The organism is Pseudalkalibacillus sp. Hm43, from assembly GCF_051842935.1.
Classification (GTDB): domain Bacteria; phylum Bacillota; class Bacilli; order Bacillales; family Fictibacillaceae; genus Pseudalkalibacillus.
On record NZ_JBPXRR010000001.1, the window covers coordinates 3,068,023 to 3,092,467 of the forward strand.

Sequence of the window (24,445 nt, forward strand, 5' to 3'; positions counted from 1 at the left end):
GCTCAACTATCAAACGTTTGCAGCCATATAAAAAACAGCCCCTGCCTTCTTACCTAGGGACTGCTCTGGCAAAGTATTTCACTGTGCTTTCATAAATTCAATGGTTTGTTCCAGACCTTTTCTATATGGGGTTTTCGGTACAGGTCCGACTTTCGATTCAAATTTATGGCCGGAAAGGACGACCGGTTGTTCGTTCAAGTACATCATTTCAGTCAACTCACGCATCTGGGGATTGAATAGCCCTACCATACGGATCATATTCTTTGTTACGACTGAAACCTTCTTCTCATAACCTGTCAACTCTCTTACAGTTTGCAAAATGTCTTCTCCTGAAATGCTACCTGCTGAAGGAATGTTCCAATTTTGACCATAAGCGTCCTCCCTAAGGGAAAGCTCAACGATAGCTCTTGCTCCGTCTGGTGTGTAGAGGAACTCCCTGGCAATCGCCGTGTTCCCAACATAACTTGCACGCTTGTTTTGGAGTACATCTTTCAATAGAAAATGAATGAAGGTATTTTCAGCGTTCGGTCCATAATAGTCAGGAAAATGCGCCACCAAGACTGGCACATTCGCTTTGAAAGCCATGTGCTCTAACTCCAGACGGATTTTTCCCTTTTTCGTATGAGGGCGTTTCGGTGTCGTCTCTTGCACAAGGCTTCCATCTCCCCTACCGTATGCGTAAATGTTATCTACCATGGCAAGCTTTGCGCCCGTTTGCTTAGCAGTATCTACAATATTTCGTACAATAGTAGGCTGATCTTCTTCCCAGCGATGATAAGGAATGTTGATAGCATGGAAAATGACATCCACTCCACTTGCTACAGTGATCATTTGTTCTTTTTGAAAAACATCCCCCACAACACATTCCACAAATGAATATGTTCCAAATAATTTTTCTAACTTACTTTGGTTCCTTGCAAATGCGACTGTTTTTATTCCTCTCTGATTTAATTCACTTACGATCGCGTATCCCATCCCACCCGTTGCACCTAACACTAAAGCTTTTTTCATGCATAAGCCTCCTTTTTTAACCACCGGTCAATTAATGGGTAAAAATTTTTCTATCTGGTCATTGCTTTGATGATGAAAGACACATGTGCCTCAGCTAAAAATTGAATATCCTCATAAGATTGATTGGTGCGCCAGTAGTGCGCGACGAAGCCGTGTAGAGATAAAAAAACCGACCAAATTTCTTGAATCGTCAATTGACTTTTGCTTAAGGAACTTACCGCCTGTGCAAAGTTTGCATAACTCACATTTGGGCCATTTTGAATATGATGCTGGATTTCTTCGTCCTTAATAAGGAACATAATCTCGTAATGGCTCTGATGTGTTAACCCAAATTCAATGTAACCCAACAGCACTTTTTTCAGTTTAACAGCGTAATCATTCTGTTCAGCCATAATCGTTTCTAAAGTTTGGTTGAGCAGATGAAAATCTTGATCGACAAGGGCATAAAACAACTCAGCTTTGTTTTTGTAGTGATAATAAATGGCTCCGTGACTATAATTCAGTTCTTTCGCGATTTGGCGCATCGATACGTTTTGAAACCCTTTTTCCACAAATAATTGTCTAGCAGCTTCTAAAATCATCTCTCTAGACAGTTCTTGATCTACTTTTTTTCTCGGTGACATTGTTCAACTCCTATTAATTGACCACTGTTTAATTATTCTCATTATATTCTTGTAAGTAGAATTTGGCAATACATTATTCGTTAAATTTTGGAAAAGGATTGTCACAAACCAGTTATTATGTTACTTTTAAGTCACATAAATTAACGAAAAAGGTGAATTGTATGATTAAAGTGATCGTCAGCAATACCATTAATCAACCTCATGACAAAGTGTTTTCCTACATTTCAAACTTTGAGAACAACCCTAAATGGCAAGGCGGCATGGTAGAGGCTCGATTCACTTCAGATGGACCGATCGGGGTCGGTTCCACCTACGAACAGGTTGCTACTTTTCTCGGAAAAGAAATCCTTACGACTTTTAAAGTAGTGGAGTATGAAGAGAACCACAAAATCAAAATCGAAAGCATCAAGAGTACGTTTCCGATCACAGTAACTCGAGTGGTAGAACCGCATGACGGCGCTACAAAAGTGACAGCGATTGTCGAAGGGGACGCGAGCAGCACATTCAAGATCGCTCAACCATTCATGAAGCTGATGGTGAAACAATCAGTGAAGTCGGATTATAAGAAATTGAAGAAACAGCTTGAGACAACGTAATCGCTGTCACTATTTAAACCTCACCTTCAAACGCTCACTAGAGCTGGTTGGTGGTTCATTCAATTCAGACGTGCATTGAGGGCAGCGAGAGGCCAGGTTAGAGATCGTCGAATAACAGAACGGACATGTTTTGAACCGTGTTTGTTCAATGGGTACACTTCTTACCTTGTTCACCTGCAAGATGAACAAATAGACGGCAAACGCAACGATCAGGAAGTGGATGATCGTTTCTACAAAAAGACCGATGTTGACGGTTGCTGCCCCTGCCTCTTGCGCTTCTTGCAAGGATGAAAAGGTCCTACCAGACAGATTCAAATAAAGCTCTGAAAAATCGGTCTTCCCCAGAATCAATCCGATCGGGGGCATGATGATGTCGGAGACGAAGGATTGTACGATCTTGCTGAATGCGGTTCCGATGATGATTCCGATCCCCATATCGACGACATTGCCTCGTAACAAGAACTCCTTCAAGCCAAAGAAAAACCTCACAAGTTGTCCCCCCTTCTCTCACCATTTATATGAACATCGCCCCCAAATATGTGGCTATCAATCTATTATTTACCAAGTTGTTAGACCTCTAATGTCGTGATATACTCATAAAGGATTGAAATCGCTTTCACAACAATGTTCAGGAGGTTTTTTAGTAATGAGTAAACCATTTATCCGCACGCTTAATCTAAAAGATTACACACATGGAGATTCGCAATCTCGACAAGCATTCTCTGAGGAGTTTGCAGCAGGTCTGAAGGATATCGGATTCATCATCTTGGAAGGTCACGGTGTTGACCACAAGTTGATCGACAAGAACTACGAGCTTTGGGAAGAGCTTTTCAGCTTAGACACTGAAACGAAGCAAAAGTACGAAGGTATTGACGGTGGTCAACGTGGATACACAGGCTTCGGTAAGGAACATGCGAAAAATCGTACAGTCGGTGACTTGAAAGAATTCTGGCATACTGGACAAGAATTGCCTCACGGTCATCCTCTGACTTCTGAGTACCCGGCAAACGTTTGGCCAGAAGAAGTACCTGAGCTACGTAAAAATGCTTTGAACTTTTACCGTGAATTAGAGCGTGTTGCACGTAACATGCTTGAAGCTTTGGCAATGCACTTCGATCTTCGTCAAGATTTCTTCTCGGATATGATTAAAGACGGAAACAGTATCCTCCGTTCTATCCACTATCCGAAATTGGATGAATCTATGGATCCAAATGCGATTCGTGCAGCTGAACACGAAGACATCAACTTGATCACCTTATTGGTTGAATCCACTGCTTCCGGATTAGAGCTTCTTACTCGTGAAGGCGAATGGATGGAAGTAAAAGCTGAGAAGGGTCAAATCATCGTCGATGCAGGGGACATGCTCTCTCGAATCACGAATGAAGTGATTCCAGCAACGACGCACCGTGTTGTGAACCCTGTTGGTGAAAACACGTCTCGTTACTCTATGCCTTTCTTCGTACATCCATACAGCAGCTGCTTGTTAGAAACGATTCCTGCTTGTGTGTCGAAGGATAATCCTGAAAAGTATCCTGCGATTACGGCTGGAGATTTCTTATACGAAAGACTTGTTGAAATCGGATTGATCAAAGCGTAAACGCCATAAAGAAAGAAGGACTCCTGCATCGTTCAAAACGATGTGGAGTCCTTTTTTTATGCATACTATGCCGCACGGGAGGTCTTTTTTTGTACGGGTTTCGGACGTACATAGCTCAGACTGAACAGTCCGATGCCTGACATGGTCACGATTCCCGAACATCCGAGTAATGCGGTCAGGAATGCGATATACAGCTTGTCGATCGCCACTTCTACATTGTCACTAAGTGAAGCAAAAGTACCTGTGATTTCTAAGTTCGTATCCATCCAATCAATCCCAATGATATGAAACAGAATGACAGACACGAGCAAGGCGATGCCTGTAACCACACATGCACCCGCAAGCCACCGGATCGCATGCCTTCTTTTTTCAAGGAGCAGGAAGCTCAATCCGACTAAAATCAATACGACCATGCCACTTATGATGGTGAGCGATGTGATTCGTTCATAATAGCTCGCCAGCCGATCTAGGGTTTTTGTTTTGACACTCATAATCGAGGACCACTCGATTTCTTCTACGAACTTGTCGGTATAAATGATTCGGTTCCCCATATTTTCATTGTCATTGATCTGTTCGAGCAAAACAGTCCGGATATCCCTTATATCCAATGGTTCCAACTGTCGATCTCGTTCCAATATGTAATCCCAAATATCCTTTTCTATGAAGTGCACCATTTCTTTAATCCTGCCAATGGTCAGTTCCTCTTCCATCACTTCTCCAAAAACGGCATTCAGTTCTTCGTCAGATGTGACATCATTCAGTTCTTCGGATTGCTGAAGGGCTTCTGGCAATATATCTTGAAGTTCGGCATACACGCCCGTCCCTTCTAATGCCTCTGTCGTTTCGTAAGGTTGCATGGCAGTTTGTTTAAAGGCTAGTGAAAAGAAAAACGTTGTAAGCAAAATGAAGACAATTGTATATAGAATGACGGCAGGGATTTGACGCGCTATTTTTCGAAACACAACAACACTTCCTTATTCTGGGTCTTTCGTTATTGTTCGATTCGTCTGTCAGGAATTCCTTTCTTTGAACGTAAAAAGAACGTAGTCGCCCTACGACGACTACGTTCTCTCTTGAAAGTTTCGTTTATAACTTGCCACCCACTGGGTTTTTGGGTTTATCTTTTCCATTATTCGGTGGTCCAAGACTGACGATCAGATCGCCGACCACCGGGTTCAATTCCGTTTCCTGTGTATAGAAAAATACTTTTCCTGATTTGATGATGTAGAGCAAGATCGTATCATCATCCCGCTCTTCCAAGTATTGTTTATAGTTATACTTATCGGTGAGTTTCGTTTTACGGATGACGTGACCGCACTCGACCCGTTTGTTCAACTCTTCCCATGTCGCCCCTTTACGGAACAAGGTTCTGCCTCCGATTGTATGCACGAGATCTTCCAGATCGTCTATGTGGTCGTTATGCAAGCACAGCTGGTACACATTGTTTCTTCCGAATTCCGGCACAAAGTTTGTACAGACCAGTGCGTTATAAGAGTCGATTTCAGTCATGGAAATGAGTTGTTCATATGGCGTAAAGTCCAAATGATACTCGGTATGTTCTGATAAAATCTCCCCATGGTAAGAAGTCACACCTGCTTTACGAGCTGTAATCAGCCTTGCCCATGAAGAATCTGCCACAACCGTCGAAATGTTCAGCTCTTCGAATGATTTCGCGAGTGCTGTACTGAAGCTGCTCCCGCCGACAATCATCACTCCTGGCTTCCCTTCAACAGCAAGATCAAGCTTCTTCGCTAAAGGTACGATCGAAAATCCATGAGCCACAACTGTTGCAAACACAAGTGCAAATGTAAGAGGGATGAGAAGATTCGCGTCTTCAAACCCTTGGTCCATCAAGACACTGGCAAAATAACCGGAAACCGTCAGGGCTACAATTCCCCTAGGTGCAATCCAACCGATTAAGATTTTTTCTTTAAAGGAAAGTTCAGTTCCCATTGTAGAAAGCGCAATGGAAATCGGACGGACGATGAACAACATCAAAATGACAAACAAAATGATGTGCCAATTCAAAATATCCAGCAACGTTTCAATCGTCAATGATGCAGTCAACATAATGAAGATGGTGGAAATCAACAAGACAGAGATGTTCTCTTTGAAGTTCCGCATATCATCGATGGACGAGATGTGCATATTCGCAAGCACCACACCCATTACAGTGACGGCTAAAAGACCTGTTTCATGCATGATTTCATCCGAAATTGTGAAACAAGCAATGACGACGGTGAACACCATTGGGGACTTCAAGAACTCGGCAACATAACCTTGTTCAAACATCCAACCGACGAGCTTCGCACATAACCATCCGAAAAGAGCCGCAAATAAAGACCCTAAGAAGAAATGAAATAGAATGGTAGCCGTGATCGCTTCATCGGATAAGAATTTGATGATCTCAAATGCAAATACCGCGAGCAAAGCCCCGATCGGGTCTACGACAATCCCTTCCCATTTCAGGATCTTCGCAGGTCTTGATTTTAATTTTGCCTGCCTTAAGAGAGGAAGGATGACAGTCGGTCCCGTCACGATGAACAAACCACCGATGACAAAGGCGACTGCCCATGAAAGCCCTGCAACGTAGTGAGCTGCCAATGATCCTAGAATCCAGGCGATGAAAGCTCCAACCGTTACAATTCGCAAAACGGAATGACGAAGTCCTCTCACTTCACGGAAATCCAGGTTCAGACTCCCCTCGAATAATATGATGGCAACTGCAATGGAGATGATCGGATTGAACAACTCTCCGAAGTCATCTTTCGGATTCAATATGCCAAGGAAAGGACCAACAATAAGTCCAACTAATGACATCAATACAATTGCAGGGAAACGATATCGCCAAGCGACCCATTGTGAAAGGACCCCTAATGCGATTGTCAGCATAAGTAAAAATAATAGCGAATCTAGCATCCGTTTACTCCTTTTAGGTTCTCATTCATTCGTTGTATAAAAGTGAAGAAAACTTGGCAGAGCCAAGCCTTATCCGCCGGTTGAGACTTAATGGCATATCTTCATTGTCCCTCACCAGAACAAAATATACTCAGTTGTTTATGAACCTTTTCATAAATTATACATGACTCAAGAAATACGTCACCTATTTTATCTTGTCGAAAAGAGAAAAAGCTATCATTTTCGCTTAAATTTTTTGTAACTTTTTTGTGTCTGTTAAAAGAACTATAATTCTTCATTTGCACAGGATGTGCTGGCTTCGACTAGTCGAAGATCCTTAAGTTATATGTACAGTTTACTGCGGGTCTCGCTTGGCTCGCTTTTTCCGCAGTAGATTTCCAATCAACTTTATTTATAAAACACTAATCCTATTTTTTAAAAACAAGAGAACTGGCCCTTATGGGTCAGTTCTCCATTTTGTTATCTCAATTTCAATTTGGTTCTTCTGATTTTCAAGTTCTTCGGGTTCAGGCCATTTCCGAGCGAACCGAACAAATTCCCTTTGTGCGGGTCGATGAATTCCTTATCGTGGTAGTACACACGTGGGGTTTTCAATAACGCAATCAACGCTTTACCGAAAGGCATCTCGTGATAGCGCTCTGGCCACCTCTGTTTGATCTGCTCCTTCACCATTGGATAGAACTTAGGACTCATCCCTGGGAACAAATGATGTTCCGTATGGTAGGAGAAATTGAAATGAAGCACGTCCACCCATTTAGGTGTTGTGACTGTCAGGCTGTTTGCCAACGGATCATTGACCGGTACGAGCGGGTTCAACCTGTGGTTGGTCGAAATGTAGGCCATTACGATGAAGTTGGCAATCAATAGCGGCAGAAGGAACGCAAACAACCATTTTACAAAACCGATCAAAAGTAGAAGCCCAATCCAAGTCGCCCAAGGAAGAATGGCTTCCAACCAAACGGCGGGTTGTTTTTTCGGTTTGAACTCTTTCACGTAGACCGTGAACATTTTCAAGGAATGGAGCGTGAACATCAAAGCAAGTGACGCGAAACTTGAAAGAGCACGAATGGAAAACGGAACACGATAAATCCATCTCATAAACCGGCTCTTCTTAAATTTCTGCATACTCGGCCACGCGTCCGGATCCTTCTCTTCGTCTTGCGTATGGACGTGGTGCGTCAAGTTGTGCCACTTTCTCCATAGCTTCGGTCCAGTGGTCAATGGCCAAAAAGCAATTGCACCAAGTAAATCTCGTAGCCATGGTTTCCGTACGACTGTACCATGCAGGATTTCATGCCCTAAGAAGCCAAGTCCTGCAAAGCTTGAACCTAGAATGAAGCTGATCATCAGGTTCACCCATATATTCAAATCAAAAAAGATGATCGATACAAAGCTTGCTATGACGATCAGTAAATAAGCTAGTCCTCCAAACAATCTTGTAGGAACAGGCTTAAATGCATTTTTTGGTAAGTGAGGAGCAATACGTGCAGCATACCAACCAAATGAATGATATTCCTTCATTTCAACATCCCTTTCTGATGATGTAACCTCTTGACCGTCGTGTGAAATGGTACGCACACTCCAAATTATTTCTCTATCTATGAAAGATCTATACACCATTAAAATTTTTTTATTGAACTTCGTTAAAGCTAACAGTCTTTACAACGAGTTGTCAATCCATAATTATTACCAGCTAATAAGATTAGATACTATTTTCTCACGTCTTACATGAAATTCTTTCTTTCGGAAAAATTATAAGGTGAATCTGATTACATAGGAGGAAGAACATGACGAGCACAAAAAACTTCCCGCAATTCCCTGAACCGATTTGGAATGAGGATACGACGCTGCCGAAGTTCGGTCCCTTGAATGGCAATAAATCAGTTGATGTCGCCATTGTCGGAGCAGGCATCACTGGTATAACCACCGCTTATCTCCTATCAAAAGCAGGCATGACCGTAGCATTGATCGATGCAGGTCCACTGGTGAATGGGACAACCAGTCACACAACCGCAAAAGTAACTGCTCAGCACGATATGATCTATGACGAATTGATTAGTCATATTGGAAAAGAAAAAGCAAAACTCTATTACGAAGCAAATATGGAAGGGCTGGAGTTCATAGAGGCGATCATCCGCGAAAAAGGCATTGATTGTGGTTTCACACGAGAAGACGCGTATCTCTATGCAACCACCGACTCTTCTCATCAAAAACTGAAAAAAGAATTTGCAGCCTATCAGAAGCTAGGAATCGATGGGGACCTGGTTAGTGATATTCCATTTAACATCGATGTGAAATCTGCCCTTGTGATGAAAAACCAGGCTCAGTTCCATCCTCTCAAATACCTGATTCCGCTTATTCAAGACATCCATGCTTCCGGGGGATCCATTTATGAGAACACGACAGCGGTCGATATCCAGACGAACAACAGCCAACCTGTCGTCGTCACGAAACAAGGCTGGAAAATCACTTGTAATGCTGTCGTTACAAGCTCTCATTTCCCTTTCTTTGATGGTAGAGGCTTTTATTTTACTAGGATGCATGCTGAAAAATCCTACGTATTGGCGGTTAAAGCAGAAAAAGAATATCCAGGCGGCATGTACTTGTGTGTCGATCAACCGACCCGTTCTCTAAGGTACACGACAATAAACGGGGAAAACTACATCCTTGTTGGTGGTGAAAGCCACAAGACCGGTCAGGGCATCAACACGATCAAGCACTATGAAGCCTTACAGGAATGGGCACAAAACACCCTTGGCGTTAAACAGATCCCGTACCGCTGGTCGACACAGGACTTAATTACCATTGATAACATTCCATACATCGGTCGAATCAGTTCAAAGCATGACAATATCTATGTAGCTACCGGTTACCGAAAGTGGGGAATGACCACCAGTGCCGTTGCAGCAAAATTGCTCACCGACCTAGTCATGAGACAGGATAATCGATTTAAAGATGTTTTTACCCCGTCCAGATTTTTAGCGGATCCAGGTCTGAAAGACTTCATCGTGCAAAACGCAGATGTTGCCGGGCACTTCATTACTGGTAAATTGGGAATGAAGCATAAGAAAATCGAAGAATTGTCTAATGATGAAGGTGCTGTTGTCAAAGTAAAAGGAAAAAGAACAGGTGCATATAAGGATGAAAACGGATATCTCCATCTGGTGGATACGACATGTACCCATCTGGGCTGCGAGTGTGAATGGAACAGCGGCGATCGAACCTGGGATTGTCCTTGCCACGGTTCCCGATTCTCCTATGATGGGGACGTTGTGGAAGGTCCTGCAGAGATGCCGCTCAAGAAAGTTTCACTTGACCAGCAACCTTAAGTCCTTTCACTAATAAGAGGATTATTTCCTACTTAATAGGGTATTAGTATAGATAGAAATTACTACAAATCGGAGGGTTACAATGAAACAGGTATCAAGTGTTTTCTGGATATCAATAGTTATTGCTGTCATATTCGTCATCTGGGGTGCGATAATCCCTGAAAACTTGATCAATACGATGAGTGCCACCCAATCTTTTTTCATGAAAAGTTTTGGATGGTTCTATCAGCTTTCTGCTACTTTCTTCCTTGTATTCGCCCTGTTTTTGATTTTTAGCCGGTATGGGAAGATTAAGCTCGGAAAGGAAGAAGACAAACCTGAATTCAGCCGGCCTACATGGTTTGCCATGTTGTTCAGTGCGGGAATGGGTATCGGTCTTCTCTTCTTCGGAGTTTCGGAACCGATTTCACACTTTGCGAATCCCCCTATCGGTGAAGGAGGAACAAGTGAGGCTGCGAAAAACGCACTTCAATACACCTACTTGCACTGGGGATTCCATGCCTGGGCAATCTATGCAATCGTTGCCTTAGCACTTGCTTACTACAAGTTCAGAAAAGGTTATCCCGGTCTTGTCAGTGCTACATTAATTCCGATACTTGGAGATAAAGCGAAAGGTCCAATCGGAATCATCATTGATATCATAGCGGTCATAGCTACATTGTTCGGTGTTGCCGCATCGCTCGGGTTAGGAGCTGCCCAGATCAATGGGGGTCTCAGTTACCTCACAGGCGTTCCGAACAATTTCACGATCCAATTTACAATCGTCGCCATCGTCACAGTGTTATTCTTGATTTCTGCAGCAACTGGAATCAAGAGAGGAATCAAATGGTTAAGTAACGCAAACCTTGGATTGGCTCTGATTTTATTCATTGTCTTCATTTTCCTTGCACCTACTGTGTTCGTGCTCGATTTGTTCACGACAACACTGGGTGGTTATGTACAGAACTTAGCCAGCATGGGATTGAGACTTGCACCATTCAGTGAGGACAATGCTACATGGTTGCAGTCTTGGACCATTTTCTACTGGGCATGGTGGATTGCCTGGGCACCGTTTGTCGGGACGTTCATTGCACGTGTTTCCAGAGGTAGAACCATCAGAGAATTCATTACTGCTGTCCTGATCATCCCTACCCTCGTCTGTGCATTCTGGTTTGCTATTTTCGGTGGAACAGGGATCTACATGGAATACAACCTAGGTCTAGATGTATCAGGACAAGCTTTAGAAACGGCATTGTTCTTTGTATATGAACAATTACCATTCACGATCATCCTCGTTGTGGTTACGCTGTTGTTGATTCTTACATTCTTCATCACTTCAGCAGACTCTGCAACATTCGTTCTGGGTATGCAAACGACTTACGGAAGTATCGATCCACCTACCATTGTCAAAATCGTGTTAGGTCTCGTACTATCTGCTTCTGCAGTCGTGTTGATGTTCACGGGAGGACTACAGGGCTTCCAGTCCGCCATCATCATCAGTGCCTTCCCGTTAGGAGTCGTACTGTTGTTCACTTCTTACGCTCTCGTCAAAGCCTTCAGTGCTGACTTGAAAGCATCGCGACAAGAACAAGGGCAAAAGGAAAAAGTGAGAGGAAAAATCCGGGCTACTTTAAGAAGGAGCCGAGTGAAACCGAAAGAAAATAACTAAAAAAGTAATCTCACAGGTGATCCGCTTCTAGGATCACCTGTTTTAGTTTGACGAAAAACAGCGAAATATGGACTATTTAAAGGAACGATGATCTCCATCCTTTATTACTAAAGTTCAGTATCCGAGTAATCGAAAAAAGGATTTGAAGGTGCAAAAACGAAGTAAAAGAGATGAGATGGTTTTGAAAGCAATGTATGAATACCCTTTGGACAATGAAAGACAAATTTTAACGGATGAGGTCAGTTTATGTGGATTATTGTAAAAGACATTCTCGTCAATGTTCTTTTCATCCTATTCCCCACTCTTTTTTATATCGTCTTCATGCGTGAAGATGAACAAGTGCGGGGAAAGATTTTTGTGTCTAAATTTTTCTTAACGTTGATCCTGTCGCTCGTTCTGACAATGTCATTACCAGCCGTCTATTCAGAAGAATTCAAGTATGATCTTCGAATTATACCTATCATCATCGCGTACATGTATGGCGGTGCCTTTCCTGGGGTGTCATTGACGATCGCGATGTTTGGTTTGACATATGTACTTACACCTGAGGATTTCATGCCAACAGTAGGGAATTATGTGATTGCCTCTGTTGTGTTGATTCTTTTACATAAGATTTATCACCGACAATCGAACAAATATAAAATCTTGATCCTGTCTTGTTTTTATCTTGTCATCGCTTCGACTAGGACGCTATATCTCATTACAAGCGGCAATACAGAACAGATGGTATTGAATATCCTTTTATCCATCATCACCTTGATCACGCTCATATGTGTGATAGCCTTGATTGAAACCTTGCGAAAACAGCTGAGCTTGAATCGTGAGCTGGAACATGTCGAGAAGATGAACGCCATCAGTCAATTGGCAGCTTCCGTTGCACATGAAATCCGGAACCCGATGACAACCGTCAGAGGTTTCTTGCAAATCCTGAGCAACAGCAAACATATACCAGAGTCGGATCGCTCATTCATCTCGATTTCGATTGAAGAGCTCGATCGCGCGCAAATGATCATTAACGAGTATTTGTCGCTATCGAGACCGACACAAAGCTCCTTTGAAGTCATTGACTTTACGAAAGTGTTGAATGATTCTGTACAAGTCATTTCCACCTATGCAATCATCAACAATGTCGAAATCTCCAAAGCGATTGATGACGATTTGAAAGTAAAGTGTTTTAAACATGAGGTTCAGCAAGTATTGATCAATATAATGAAAAACGGCATTGAATCGATAGATAGTTCCGGTAAAATGCATGTGTCTGCTACCCGGCAGGGCAAATCGATCAGAGTGACGATACAGGACAATGGATGCGGGATTCCGAAGGATCAGTTAAAACGTCTCGGAACCCCTTATTTGTCGACAAAAGATCAAGGAACAGGACTCGGGCTGACGGTAAGCTTCGAGATCATCCGTCGGATGAGAGGTACGATCGATGTCCAGAGCCAAATCAACCAAGGTACGACTTTCACGATTTCATTGCCGAGCACAATGGATAACCATGAAGAAGCATAAGAGGCTGAGCCGATGGCTCAACCTCTTTTTTCAATGTCATGAATCTGATCTCTTAACTCCTTTATTTTTGCATTCAACTCTTCTTCGTGTGCAGGGTCGATCTCAGAAGTCATCAGATTGGAAAGTTTCAGCTTCAAACGATCGATCTCATTGTCGGTCCATTGTTCCTCATTGGTCCGTTGCCTGTGCCCCTTCCATTCCTTGTAAGAGCCTCTATAATCATAGAAACCGTCATCTAATGATAGAACCCTGTTTGCTACTTTTTCCAGCATGTAAGGGTCGTGTGAAACCGTTACGACGGCTCCTGGATAGATTGCTAAAGCATCCTCGATCCGTTCCCGGGTCTCAATGTCCAGATAATTCGTCGGCTCATCCAATACGAGTAGATTTGCGTTGGAGAAATATAATCTAACAAATGCGACTCTGCACTTCTCTCCCATACTTAAGTCTTTCACCTTTTTATAAACCGTGTCTCTCCTGAATAGAAAGCACGCCAAAATGGTACGGGCTTCTGACTCCGTCATACCAGGAAGCTCAAGAATTTGATCCAGAATGGTCGAGTCGGGTTGCAGTCCTTCGAGCTGTTGCATGAAATACCCGGGTCTGAACTGTGGATGATGATGGACGATTCCTTCTGTCGGGGACAACTGACCCGTAATCAAATTCAATAAAGTGGTTTTGCCTGTTCCATTCTTACCGACAACGGCGATCCGGTCATCTTTCTCAATCGTAAAATTGATTCCTTCGAGTAAATCAGTCTGGCGTTCATAGTGAAAGGACGCATTTTCAAACCGGACGAACGTTCTGCCGCTTAGAGCATTCGATTCCAGTTCAACCTTGATTTTTGAAGTTTCTTTCGGCTTCTCTACCTTCTGTTTTTCCAACCTTTCTAAGGCAGCTTCTTTTGCCTTGAAACGCGTCATATTTTTATTCGCTTTCTTTTTGGCGAACGGATCACGCTCACTTGCCGAGTTATGAGCCTTTTGGAACCACTGCTTGTAGTTAGCAACCGCCTCCATCAATGCACGCTTTTCAGCTTGTTGTTTTTGATAAGCCGCCTCCACCGTCTGACGTTCATGCTCTTTCTGCTTCTTATAAGACGTATAGCCGCCGTGATATTTCTTGGTACCGCCTTCAGAAAGCTCATATGTGATGTTAGCTACGCGGTCGATGAATGCACGCTCATGTGAAATGAACAATACCGTCCCTTTGTATGTGCTAAGCCAATCTGCCAGCCAATCCATCGTTTCTAGATCGAGATGGTTGGTCGGTTCATCCAACAATAAGCAAGCGGGCTCTCGCTGCATGACCTTTGCAAGCTTTGCACGTGTCTTCTGTCCACCGCTCAGATTGACAAGAGGTGTATCCCAAACGGATTTCGGCAGTCCAAGCTGTAGCATCCATCGATCAACGGAAGCCTCCCACTCATACCCATCTAGCTCTTGAAAATGTTGTAGCGCATTACTATATTGGTTCAACACATCCATTTGTTCAGGATGCATGCTCAACTCTTCCTCAGCAAAACGGAGTGCTTGTTTGGCTTGATACAAGTCTCTGTTTCCTTTTTCCACAAAAGAGCGGAGCTTCAAATCTTCATCTGCTTCAGAGTGCTGAAGCACAATGCCCCAGTCTTCTTTTTTCACGCCGTGATGGATGGAGCCTTGTTTGATTGCCTGCTTTCCCATTAAACTTTGAATGAATGTCGTTTTCCCTATACCGTTCCTACCGACGAGTGCAATCTTGTCGCCATGGAACACTTCTATATTCGCCTTTTCAAAAATGAGGTTGCCGTTCAGTTCTACACATACCTCATCCGCTTTCAATACTAGCATCGAATCCCTCCAATGTTTTTCATTTGCCATCGCTCGTGTACATAAAAAACCACAGGCGTCCGCCTGTGGTTTCAGATCATTGGAGTCATGCTTCATGAAAGCGATAAAATTCATGAAAAAATAAAACGACATATGAACACGATATCGAATTTAGACACACTTATCCCTATACTCTGATTACAGGCAGAGCCATTTTTCGTATTAAGCTACGCGAAAAATGTTTAGGGAATCCATGACTTGTCGATTCGATACCTCCTTAAACTTCTGTTTTTATTATATACATATGTTCCTGATAATTCCAACAATTATGATAAAATGTTTCACATGGAACAAAATAATAAGCACTTCATCGTCGAGGGGGTTTCAACGTTATGCAACAGCCAGGTCCATTATCTACTAACCAGCGTATTGCAACGATCGATGTCCTTAGGGGGCTTGCGCTTCTGGGCATTTTCCTAGTCAATATGCCATCCTTCTTCACACCAGCTTTTAAATACGATTTCTATTCTTTATCCATTCCTTATGAGGGACTGGATCAATGGATACGCCTTTTCTTCGATTTGTTTGTTCAAGCTCGATTTTATCCTATATTCTCCTTCTTGTTCGGATTCGGCTTTTACATCTTTCTATCCAGAGCGGAATTGAAGTCAGACAAACCTAGGAAACTTTTCTCAAAGAGACTGTTTATCCTTCTTCTGTTCGGTTTACTTCATCTTGTTTTCTTATGGTATGGGGACATCCTTCACACCTATGCATTGACTGGGTTTTTCCTGCTCTTATTCTATTACCGGAAAGCTAGAACGGTCTTAATCTGGGCGATTTCGTTACTCGTACTCTTTTATGCCTTTACAGCTACACAACTTCTCATCCCTTCCTCCTATATGGAATCTGTAACTTACATGAATGAAACAGTAGGGAACAAGAAAGTCGATGAGTCGCTCGAGATTTACACTGGGGCAGGTTATGGCGAACTGATCGGATATCGTTTGTCGAACGAAGTGATGCCGATCTTACAACTCTATCTATTCAGTGCACCGATGATTCTTGCACTCTTCCTATTGGGCTTGTACGTTGCGAAAAAAGGATACATAACCGAAGCAGCCTCCCATCTACCTTTCATTCGAAAAGTGTGGGTCGTAAGTGGTCTGTTAGCATTACCACTTCTGATTTGGCTTGCCGTGGTGCAACTTGAGGGGATTGATTATGGCTACCACCAAGAGACCGTGCATTTCCTGGTGCAGCAGATAAGCGGGTTATTTCTAGCCACGTTCTATATTTTTTCACTTGTCTTGTTCATGGTGAAATCTCCACTGACGAAGCTGATTGCAGCAATCGGTGCAGCTGGCCGAATGGCTCTAACCAACTATCTTCTACAAACGATGTTTGCGGTCACTCTTGCATTAGGATTTGATCTGTACGGGAAAGTGAGTCTGTGGGCGGGACTGTTGCTCACACTTGGTTTCTTCGCCTTACAGGTCGTGTTCAGCCTCTATTGGTTGAAGCATTTCAAATTCGGTCCTTTTGAATGGTTATGGCGTACATTGACCTACGGACGGAAACAACCGATGCGAAGAACAGACCAAATAGAGCGTGAGATTTCCTAGAAAAAAAAGCTGGCTTCGAAATTTCGAGCCAGCTTTTTTTGTCTATCTGATTTTTTGGATGAACAGTACTTTCAAGTAATTACCTTCCGGGAAAGCTTCTGTCGTTTTAAAATCTTCAGGCAAAGAATGTTCTTCAAGAATTTTATATTTGCCGCTCGTTTCTTTGAAGGCTTGATCGACGAACGACTTGAATTTTTTCATATCGAATCCAGCATAGTTTGTGGAAGCGACGATGGTTCCCTTGTCTTCTGTAATGGCAATCGCATCCTTGATCAGATCCTTGTAGTCTTTCGCTACACTGAATCGATGTTTTTTTGAACGCGCGAAGCTCGGAGGATCGAGGATGACGATGTCGAACTTGATCTCTTTCCGCACAGCATATTTGAAGTAGTTGAAAACATCCATTACGCGGATTTCTTGTGCTTCATAATCGATCTCATTCAGACTGAACTGTTCAATGGTCTTAGCCATACTACGATTCGCCAGGTCTACACTGGTCGTTTTTTCAGCTCCACCAAGTGCTGCGAAGACCGAGAAAGCACCCGTATACGAAAACGTATTCAGAACCGTCTTCCCTTTCGAATAATGATCCCGGATGCTTTTCCGTACATCCCTCTGATCAAGGAATACCCCGACCATCGCACCATCATTCAGGTAAACAGCGAAGTGGACCCCGTTTTCTTTTACGACGATCGGGAATTCAGCCCGTTCCCCCAAGACGAAATCATCATCTTCTATGTATTGTCCTTTCTGATCGAACCGCTTCTTCTCATAAATGCCTTTGAAATCCATATGGCTTTTCAATGCTTCCATAACGAATTCATTGAATCTGTAAATGCCTTCACTGTACCAGTTGATCAGTAAATAGCCATCAAAATAATCTACGGTGAATCCGCCTATTCCATCTCCTTCACCGTTAAATAACCGGAAGGCTGTCGTATTCGGGTCATCCCAGAATGCTTGTCGGGAATCCATCGCTTTTTTCAATTTTCGATTGAAGAAAGACTGATCGATCGCCTCATGTTCTTTCCGCGTAAGGACCCATCCGTATCCTTTGTTCTGCTGCCCATAATACCCTTTTCCGATAAACCTGTTCTGCTCATCTACAAGCTCCAGAAGAGCCCCTTCTTCCTTCAAGTCATGCAGGTTCACCACTGCCTCTTTGAAAATAAGCGGATAACCGTCATGAAAACGGTTGGCAAACTTTGATTTTATCTTTACCGTTACTGCTTCACTCATATTTATAACATCCTTACTTAAGAAGATTTCTTTTTACATAGTATCATGATATCGGAATGAAGCCATCTTTAATCATCATCACTTTCATCCTTTACCGATTGGAAAGTCGTACCTCCTGCAGTGAACACGGATCCCAATGCCTGAATCCAACTTCCATTGACCCCTAGGGATGTACTCGTGATCTGATCCCCTCTTAGACCGAGAATACCCCCGATCGCTTGCAGTGAATTCCCCCATGTTTGCAACGTATTCCCTAAAATATTCAGAAACTCATTTCGGATATCCTTCAATTGTTCAAACACAGCAAGCAGGGCACCTAGCGCTTGAAGCCAGTTCCCTGCAATCTGATATTCTTGTTTTTGCACATACGGGAGCTCTGCCACAATCCCGTAAATGACCGTCAAGTTCCCTACAGCTTGTATCCGGTTCCCTGTTGATTCTAGGGTGATGGGTGCACCAAAGGCTTGGATGGCATTACCTAGCGCTTGAAGAACGTTTCCGACAATCCTCAATTGCTTATTCACTTCTTTCGGTAATTGAAAACTCGGCGTACTACCGATTGCCGAGAGAATTGTACCGACAGCTTGCGTCCAAGAACCCGTTATTTCAATAACCTGGGTATTTCCTTTGCCCACTCCCACCACCTTCCTCTCTCATCTCTTTCTAAATCATATTCATGTCCGAAAGAGACTGTTCGAGAGGAATAATAGAGAGGTTATTTGAATTTGTTCGGGAACTGCTTGATAATGCCCTCTGATAAAGTATCTGCCAGTTTGATGATGTGCACTTCCCCATCGTCAAAAGCCTTGATATCCGCTTCCCAATTCTTCTCTAAGCGCGCGGCAGCTTCATCGAATGTAAGGACTAAATGTTCGTCCAACAATCCCTTCAAGGTTTTCTTGGACCAGTTCGGATTCGCTGAACTTAAGAATGTCGCGATATCATCTGCATTTCGGTACCATTCCTTGTTATATTGATCAACATTCTTTTGATCCTTGTTCTTTGCGGCTTCCACCAGTTGTCCAGCTATGACGATATGCTCCGTCAACAACTCAGCGAGCTTATTTCCTGCTTGTTCACCGTAATAAGGCTTGATCGCGTTTCCGATATCCTTCTGATTTTGAAGCAGCCTTGTAAGTGCAGCATCCTGGTCATCAGCGCCAGCAAGGGCACTTACGATATAATTCCTCGTCCAAATCGTATGGTCGATCCATAGCTTACGCATGTCAAATGTTAATGCGGCCTCTTTTTGGGTATAAGACTGTTGAACTCTTGTTTTCCCCTCAGTTTGTAATGGCGTTGATAAGACGAAAGCCATCATCATCAGTAGGATCGTTTTCAAGACGAATATCTTTTTCATTTTAGAACTCCTTTCATGGATAGGGTTGTCGTTTTCTTCATTATTTTGGCTTCCGTTCATTAATTCATTCTGATTTTCACCATAATAAGGACAATGACTATGAAAGTCTTATCATTTTTAAAAAGATAGGCTCTATGCTATAGTTTTTCGGTGATGTTCAGAAAGAAGGAGCAAATTCGTATGAATCAAGCAACAGAAGAACCATCTGTTTCTTATAAACGCACGATACTCATATTGAGTCTGGCAGTGTTGCTCGTCGTCATGAACACGACAATGTTCAATGTAGCTCTGCCGACGATCTTGAGAGACTTCCAATTGGCAGCCTCTGAAGGCGCATGGATTGTATCGGGGTATTCGATTGTCCTCGCGATCTTTACGATCACCTATACGCGTCTTTCGGATTATTTACCGATCAGGGGATTACTCATAACGGGAATTGGTATTTTCGGTCTCGCATCCATCCTCGGATTTTTTGCTACGAATTTTGTCTGGTTGATGATCGCCCGATTGTGCCAAGCTGCCGGAGCAGCAGCGATACCCGGCTTATCCATGGTCTTTGCAGGGAGGTTCATTCCGAAGCGAAGAAGAGGTCAGGCAATGGCGATGATCGCATCTGCCGCTTCATTCGGCTTCGGTCTAGGTCCTGTAGTCGGGGGTTGGATTACGAATACGTTTGACTGGAATTTCTTATTCATCGTCACGTTGTTCGTGTTGTTCGTCATTCCTATCATTTTTCGCCAACTACCACTAGAAGAGATTCGGAAAGGACGATTCGATGTGATTGGTGGATTGCTGACCGGGTTGACAATCACTTCGTTCCTGCTCTTCATTTCAACGAGAGAATGGTATTACATCGCTGCATTCTTCGTGCTTGCTTTTGTCCTTTGGTTAAGAATCACCCGCGTCGACATCCCGTTCATCCAGCCGAAGCTCATTCAGAATAAGGGATACCGGAAGATACTATACATCAGCTTTTTCGGGTTTTGTACGCATTTCGCCATCTTGTTATTGATGCCGATCATGCTTGAACAGATTTTTGGAAAGTCCCCATCCCTCGTCGGATTGATCATTTTCCCAGGAGCGATGTTCTCAGCGGTCGCGGCAATTTATGTCGGCAGACTGATCGATCGCTATGGAAATATCCGTGTCATGGTTTGGGCAACCCTCATGCTCGGTGTATCCACTTTGATATTCGGCTTACTTTCGCCAATCAACGAATACATGATCATGTTCGGTTATATGTTCACAAGCTTTGGGTTTTCGAGTCTCTCCTCGAGTTCGACTAACGAGGTTTCACAAATCCTGCCGAGGGAGCAGGCTGCAGCGGGAATCGGTTTGAAACAGCTCACGCAATTTGTCGGAAGTGCGACCGGAGCGGTCCTTGGAGGGATCTTACTCGAACTGAGTGGAGATACGTATACGGAGTTCGATTTCCAATTTACGTACCTCACAACCACTGTCCTTATGACACTTGCCTTCGGATTATTGGTTCTCTATCGTAAAAATGCAGCACAAGCTCGATGAATTGACCACAACGAAAAAAGGGTGTGCCAGCAAATGGCACACCCTTTTTCTATTCATTGACGACTTCTGCACGACCTGACTGAGTATGGACGAGATCCGCGTAGAAGCCATTTTTTCGTAGCAACTCGTGATGGTTGCCTTTTTCTATGATCCGGCCTTCATGTAGCACCAAAATGCAATCTGCATTCCGAATCGTGTTCAACCGATGGGCGATGACGAAACTCGTTCTTCCTTCCATCAGTTTATCCAACGCATCGGTGATCTTCATTTCAGTAACCGTATCAATACTGCTCGTCGCCTCGTCTAGTATCAATAATGCTGGATCCGCCAGCATCGCCCTAGCAATAGAGAGCAGTTGCCTTTGCCCATGGCTGATCCCTTTTCCATCCGAATCCAGAATGGTGTCATACCCCTCAGGCAATCTTGAGATAAAATCGTGGGCATGAGCAGCCTTCGCTACTTCTTCTACCTCTTCATCTGTAGCGTCCAATCTTCCATACCGGATATTTTCACGGATAGTCGTATGGAAAAGAATCGAGTCTTGAAGGACGACCCCCATTTGCCTTCTCAAGCTATCTCTCGTAATCGTCTTGATATCCTTCCCATCAATGAGGATCTCACCTTTTTCATGTTCATAAAAACGGGAGAGCAAAGATAGGATGGTCGTTTTCCCTGCCCCTGTTGGTCCGACAAGTGCAACCGTCTCGCCCTGTGCTGCATGGAAACTGACATCTTGCAGGATTGGCTGATCTTTTTCATACGAAAAATCGACCGATCGAAATGTAATATCTCCTTGAATACGTTCGATATCGACCGCTTTATCATCCTGTGCACTTTCTTCCGCTTCATCAAGGATTTGAAATACCCGCTCCGCCCCTGCAACTGCAGAAAGAATCATATTGTATTGGTTTGCTAAATCATTCAGGGGACGCGTAAATTGTCTTGAATAGGTCGTGAACGTGACGATGATTCCGATGGAAATGATTCCATTCAAGGCCAGCAATCCACCTGCCCCGACGATGATTCCGAAGCTGACGTTATTCAACATATTCATCAATTTAGGGATGAATCCCGAATAGGTTTGGGCCCAGTAACTGGCTTCCTTCAAGGATCGATTTTTATGGGAAAATTCTTCAATGACCCGTTTTTCTTGAGAATACATCGTCACAATTTGTTGCCCCGAAAACATCTCTTCTACATAACCGTTCATATCACCCAAATGCTTTTGCTGTTCTTTGAAAAATCGGCCCGTACGTTTCGTGATCCACTTCATCCCGAAATACATCGCCGGAATGATCGTCAACGTTAAAAGGGTGAGCAGCGGACTTAACCATAGCATCATCCCGATTGTTCCCGTAATGGTCAGTATACTTGTCGTGAACTGGATGATGGCTGAATTCAAGGTCCGGCTGATGTTCTCGATGTCATTCGTCAATCGGCTCATCAGCTCTCCCTGTTGACGTTTCTGGTAAAACAGCAGCGGCAACTGCTGCAAGTGAGAAAAGAGATGATTACGGATGGCAAAAACAGTGTTCTGGGAGATTCCGATCATCCAATAGTTCTGAAGCCACATCGTCACAGATTGGAGGATATACACGCCTAGAAGGATACCCGCCATTACCAGGAGCGTATCCGTGACAGGGTCTGCGATGATGGCATCGACAGCAACTCCCAGTAAATAAGGTCCTAACAAGGATAATGCCGAGCTGATGACGACGATCGATAGGATCAGAATGAATCGTTTCCTCTCCCCTGCCATGTACGACCATATCCGCTTCAAGGTCACGCCCATATTTTCTACCTTAGGTGGTTTCGTCCCGATCCCTTGATGCCTCCTACGAGGAGTGTGCTGTGTCTTGTTGGTCTCTTTCAAATCTCGTTTCATCAGATCACATCCTCTTCCATTTGGGACTGATAGACACTTTGGTAATAAGGATTCTCCTTCAACAAGGAACGATGATCACCGATTCCAATCACTTCCCCTTCATGTAAAAGAAGAATTTGATCGGCATTCTGGATCGAGCTGATTTTCTGTGCGACAAGGAACACGGTACAGTTCTGGCGTCTCAGCGTACTGAGCAGCCTTTCTTCTGTATGGGCATCCAATGCACTCGTACTATCGTCCAAAATGAGGATTTTCGGCTTACGCACGAGTGCTCTTGCAATCGACAAACGCTGTTTCTGACCACCTGAAAACGTAATCCCTTTTTGGCCAAGTATCGTTTCATATCCGTCTGGCAGTCCTTTGATGAACTCATGGATCTGAGCGTCTTTTGCTGCTGATATGACTTCTTTCTTTGTAGCATCTTCTTTTCCCCACCGGATGTTCTCAATTAAACTACCTGAAAAAAGGTGGGCTTCCTGAGGCACGACACTGATCTGGTTACGGACATGTTCGACGTCCAAATCCTTCATTCGGTACCCATCAAGATAAATGTCTCCCTCTGTTTCTTCCAACAAGCGCGGTATCAAGTTCAGAAGGGTCGTCTTACCCGATCCGGTTTCCCCTAATATCCCAATCATTTCTCCTGGTTTTGCAGCAAAAGAAATGTTCTGTAGAACCCTTTGGTCAGCATCATACTGATAAGAAACATCTACAAACGAAACCCCGCCTTTCACGTCAGGCTTTAACGCTTGATCGGTTGCATGTATAGCCTTTGTATCCTCTTCTAAAACCGCTGTAATTCTTGCTGCAGAAGCACTCCCTCTTGAATAGTTCATAATGAGGAACGTAAACACCGAGAAAGTGAACATGATCTTCGTCGCATAATTGATGATGGCGACCAACTCTCCCGCTTTGACCATGTCCGTTTCCAGTTGGATGGCACCAATCCAAAGGATGATCAGGATGACGATGTTCATGCCGAGCATGACGACCGGCATCGCGACTTCCATGATCCATAAAGCTTTTTTATTGTCATTCATGAGGTTTTTGTTCACGTCTTGAAAACGTTCTTCTTCGTACTTGCTTCTGTTGAATCCTTTTATGAGGCGAATTCCAGAAAGGTTTTCACGTAACACCGTATTCATCCGATCCAATTTTCCCTGCACCTTCCGAAATAAAACGATTCCTTTCGTCAAAATCCAGAACAGAAATAGAAGGAGAATAGGAACGGACAGTACAAGAATCGTCGCAAGACCTGGATGGACAACAAAGGACATGACAATCCCACCGATGATGAAAAGTGGCGCTCTGAGCGCAATTCTCATGAGCATGAATAGCACACCTTGTATTTGTGTAACATCATTGGTCATCCGGGTTACAAGTCCGGGTGTCGTGAAGGTTTGGAAGTGCCTGCTGGAGAACGCCTGCACTTTTTGAAACAAATCCCGACGAATGTCATGGCCGACACCTTGACTCGCGTTGGCTGCAAAATAAGAATTGATGATTCCAGCCGCAAAAGCTACTAGCGATAATCCCAACAGAACGCCACCCCAAATGGTCACCACCGACATATCCTCCGCTACAATACCCTCGTCAATGATCTTCGCCATTAGTAAAGGTTGCATGAGCTCGACAATTAGCTCAAGAACCATTAGAGATAGTGCTACAGCAACAGAAAATTTATATGTAGGTAAATAGGAAAACACTTTGCGCATATGATCTTCACACCTAAGTTAGAGTTGGTACAATTATACAGGATATCGAAA

General features: G+C 43.6%; 19 protein-coding genes. 7 read left to right on the forward strand and 12 right to left on the reverse strand.

Annotated elements, in window-relative coordinates; all coding sequences use genetic code 11:
* Window positions 1-78: 78 nt before the first annotated feature.
* Together ACSVDE_RS15835 and ACSVDE_RS15840 are read right to left on the reverse strand one after the other, a co-directional pair.
* Window positions 79-1,011: an SDR family NAD(P)-dependent oxidoreductase gene (locus ACSVDE_RS15835; protein ID WP_439301819.1), complete on the reverse strand. Its 933-nt coding sequence runs from the start codon at window positions 1,009-1,011 to the stop codon at window positions 79-81.
* Window positions 1,012-1,061: 50 nt separating this feature from the next.
* On the reverse strand, window positions 1,062-1,634 hold the full coding sequence (locus ACSVDE_RS15840) for a TetR/AcrR family transcriptional regulator (RefSeq protein ID WP_439301820.1): 573 nt from the start codon (window positions 1,632-1,634) through the stop codon (window positions 1,062-1,064).
* A gap of 161 nt (window positions 1,635-1,795) precedes the next feature.
* Between ACSVDE_RS15840 and ACSVDE_RS15845 the strand changes: the two genes are divergently transcribed.
* Window positions 1,796-2,230 carry an SRPBCC family protein gene (locus ACSVDE_RS15845; RefSeq protein ID WP_439301821.1) on the forward strand — a complete coding sequence of 145 codons (435 nt, stop codon included), beginning with the start codon at window positions 1,796-1,798 and terminating at the stop codon, window positions 2,228-2,230.
* Between the two features lie 9 nt (window positions 2,231-2,239).
* On the opposite strand, the gene mscL is transcribed toward ACSVDE_RS15845, so the two are convergent.
* A complete protein-coding gene (gene mscL / locus ACSVDE_RS15850) occupies window positions 2,240-2,719 on the reverse strand; it encodes a large conductance mechanosensitive channel protein MscL (protein ID WP_439301822.1) in 480 nt (159 codons plus the stop codon).
* A gap of 157 nt (window positions 2,720-2,876) precedes the next feature.
* On the opposite strand from mscL, the gene ACSVDE_RS15855 reads away from it, so the two are divergent.
* Window positions 2,877-3,827: an isopenicillin N synthase family dioxygenase gene (locus ACSVDE_RS15855; protein WP_439301823.1), complete on the forward strand. Its 951-nt coding sequence runs from the start codon at window positions 2,877-2,879 to the stop codon at window positions 3,825-3,827.
* A gap of 65 nt (window positions 3,828-3,892) precedes the next feature.
* Here ACSVDE_RS15855 and ACSVDE_RS15860 read toward each other — a convergent pair whose 3' ends face one another.
* The 3 genes from ACSVDE_RS15860 to ACSVDE_RS15870 all read right to left on the reverse strand — a co-directional run bounded on the left by ACSVDE_RS15860 (window position 3,893) and on the right by ACSVDE_RS15870 (window position 8,267).
* Entirely contained in the window at window positions 3,893-4,789 is an 897-nt protein-coding gene (locus tag ACSVDE_RS15860) for a hypothetical protein (RefSeq protein ID WP_439301824.1), read from the reverse strand.
* Between the two features lie 124 nt (window positions 4,790-4,913).
* The gene (locus ACSVDE_RS15865; RefSeq protein WP_439301825.1) at window positions 4,914-6,746 is read right to left on the reverse strand and encodes a cation:proton antiporter; all 1,833 of its coding nucleotides are present in this window, start codon (window positions 6,744-6,746) and stop codon (window positions 4,914-4,916) included.
* A 459-nt stretch (window positions 6,747-7,205) separates the two neighbouring features.
* A complete protein-coding gene (locus tag ACSVDE_RS15870) occupies window positions 7,206-8,267 on the reverse strand; it encodes a fatty acid desaturase family protein (RefSeq protein WP_439301826.1) in 1,062 nt (353 codons plus the stop codon).
* Between the two features lie 266 nt (window positions 8,268-8,533).
* Between ACSVDE_RS15870 and ACSVDE_RS15875 the strand changes: the two genes are divergently transcribed.
* From ACSVDE_RS15875 to ACSVDE_RS15885, 3 genes are all read left to right on the forward strand, one after another.
* Window positions 8,534-10,075, forward strand: a complete 1,542-nt coding sequence (locus tag ACSVDE_RS15875) for an FAD-dependent oxidoreductase (protein ID WP_439301827.1) — start codon at window positions 8,534-8,536, stop codon at window positions 10,073-10,075.
* 82 nt (window positions 10,076-10,157) lie between these two features.
* Window positions 10,158-11,723: a BCCT family transporter gene (locus tag ACSVDE_RS15880; RefSeq protein WP_439301828.1), complete on the forward strand. Its 1,566-nt coding sequence runs from the start codon at window positions 10,158-10,160 to the stop codon at window positions 11,721-11,723.
* A 246-nt stretch (window positions 11,724-11,969) separates the two neighbouring features.
* Window positions 11,970-13,235, forward strand: coding sequence for an ATP-binding protein (locus ACSVDE_RS15885; RefSeq protein ID WP_439301829.1), 1,266 nt, complete (start codon window positions 11,970-11,972; stop codon window positions 13,233-13,235).
* Between the two features lie 17 nt (window positions 13,236-13,252).
* Here ACSVDE_RS15885 and abc-f read toward each other — a convergent pair whose 3' ends face one another.
* Complete coding sequence (gene abc-f, locus ACSVDE_RS15890) at window positions 13,253-15,067, reverse strand: ribosomal protection-like ABC-F family protein (protein WP_439301830.1); 1,815 nt, start codon at window positions 15,065-15,067, stop codon at window positions 13,253-13,255.
* 371 nt (window positions 15,068-15,438) lie between these two features.
* Here abc-f and ACSVDE_RS15895 point away from each other — a divergent pair, with 371 nt between their 5' ends.
* The gene (locus ACSVDE_RS15895) at window positions 15,439-16,671 is read left to right on the forward strand and encodes a DUF418 domain-containing protein (RefSeq protein ID WP_439301831.1); all 1,233 of its coding nucleotides are present in this window, start codon (window positions 15,439-15,441) and stop codon (window positions 16,669-16,671) included.
* 42 nt (window positions 16,672-16,713) lie between these two features.
* On the opposite strand, the gene ACSVDE_RS15900 is transcribed toward ACSVDE_RS15895, so the two are convergent.
* From ACSVDE_RS15900 to ACSVDE_RS15910, 3 genes are all read right to left on the reverse strand, one after another.
* Window positions 16,714-17,910: a class I SAM-dependent rRNA methyltransferase gene (locus ACSVDE_RS15900; RefSeq protein WP_439301832.1), complete on the reverse strand. Its 1,197-nt coding sequence runs from the start codon at window positions 17,908-17,910 to the stop codon at window positions 16,714-16,716.
* Window positions 17,911-17,978: 68 nt separating this feature from the next.
* Window positions 17,979-18,545 carry a DUF6944 family repetitive protein gene (locus ACSVDE_RS15905; RefSeq protein WP_439301833.1) on the reverse strand — a complete coding sequence of 189 codons (567 nt, stop codon included), beginning with the start codon at window positions 18,543-18,545 and terminating at the stop codon, window positions 17,979-17,981.
* Between the two features lie 80 nt (window positions 18,546-18,625).
* A complete protein-coding gene (locus ACSVDE_RS15910) occupies window positions 18,626-19,270 on the reverse strand; it encodes a glycosyltransferase (protein WP_439301834.1) in 645 nt (214 codons plus the stop codon).
* 180 nt (window positions 19,271-19,450) lie between these two features.
* Here ACSVDE_RS15910 and ACSVDE_RS15915 point away from each other — a divergent pair, with 180 nt between their 5' ends.
* On the forward strand, window positions 19,451-20,794 hold the full coding sequence (locus ACSVDE_RS15915; protein ID WP_439301835.1) for an MFS transporter: 1,344 nt from the start codon (window positions 19,451-19,453) through the stop codon (window positions 20,792-20,794).
* 49 nt (window positions 20,795-20,843) lie between these two features.
* Here the strand turns inward: ACSVDE_RS15915 and ACSVDE_RS15920 are convergent, their stop codons facing one another.
* Both ACSVDE_RS15920 and ACSVDE_RS15925 read right to left on the reverse strand, forming a co-directional pair.
* Complete coding sequence (locus ACSVDE_RS15920; protein WP_439301836.1) at window positions 20,844-22,679, reverse strand: ABC transporter ATP-binding protein; 1,836 nt, start codon at window positions 22,677-22,679, stop codon at window positions 20,844-20,846.
* On the reverse strand, window positions 22,679-24,394 hold the full coding sequence (locus tag ACSVDE_RS15925) for an ABC transporter ATP-binding protein (RefSeq protein ID WP_439301837.1): 1,716 nt from the start codon (window positions 24,392-24,394) through the stop codon (window positions 22,679-22,681). Before ACSVDE_RS15925 ends, ACSVDE_RS15920 begins: the two co-directional genes overlap by 1 nt.
* Window positions 24,395-24,445: the final 51 nt, after the last annotated feature.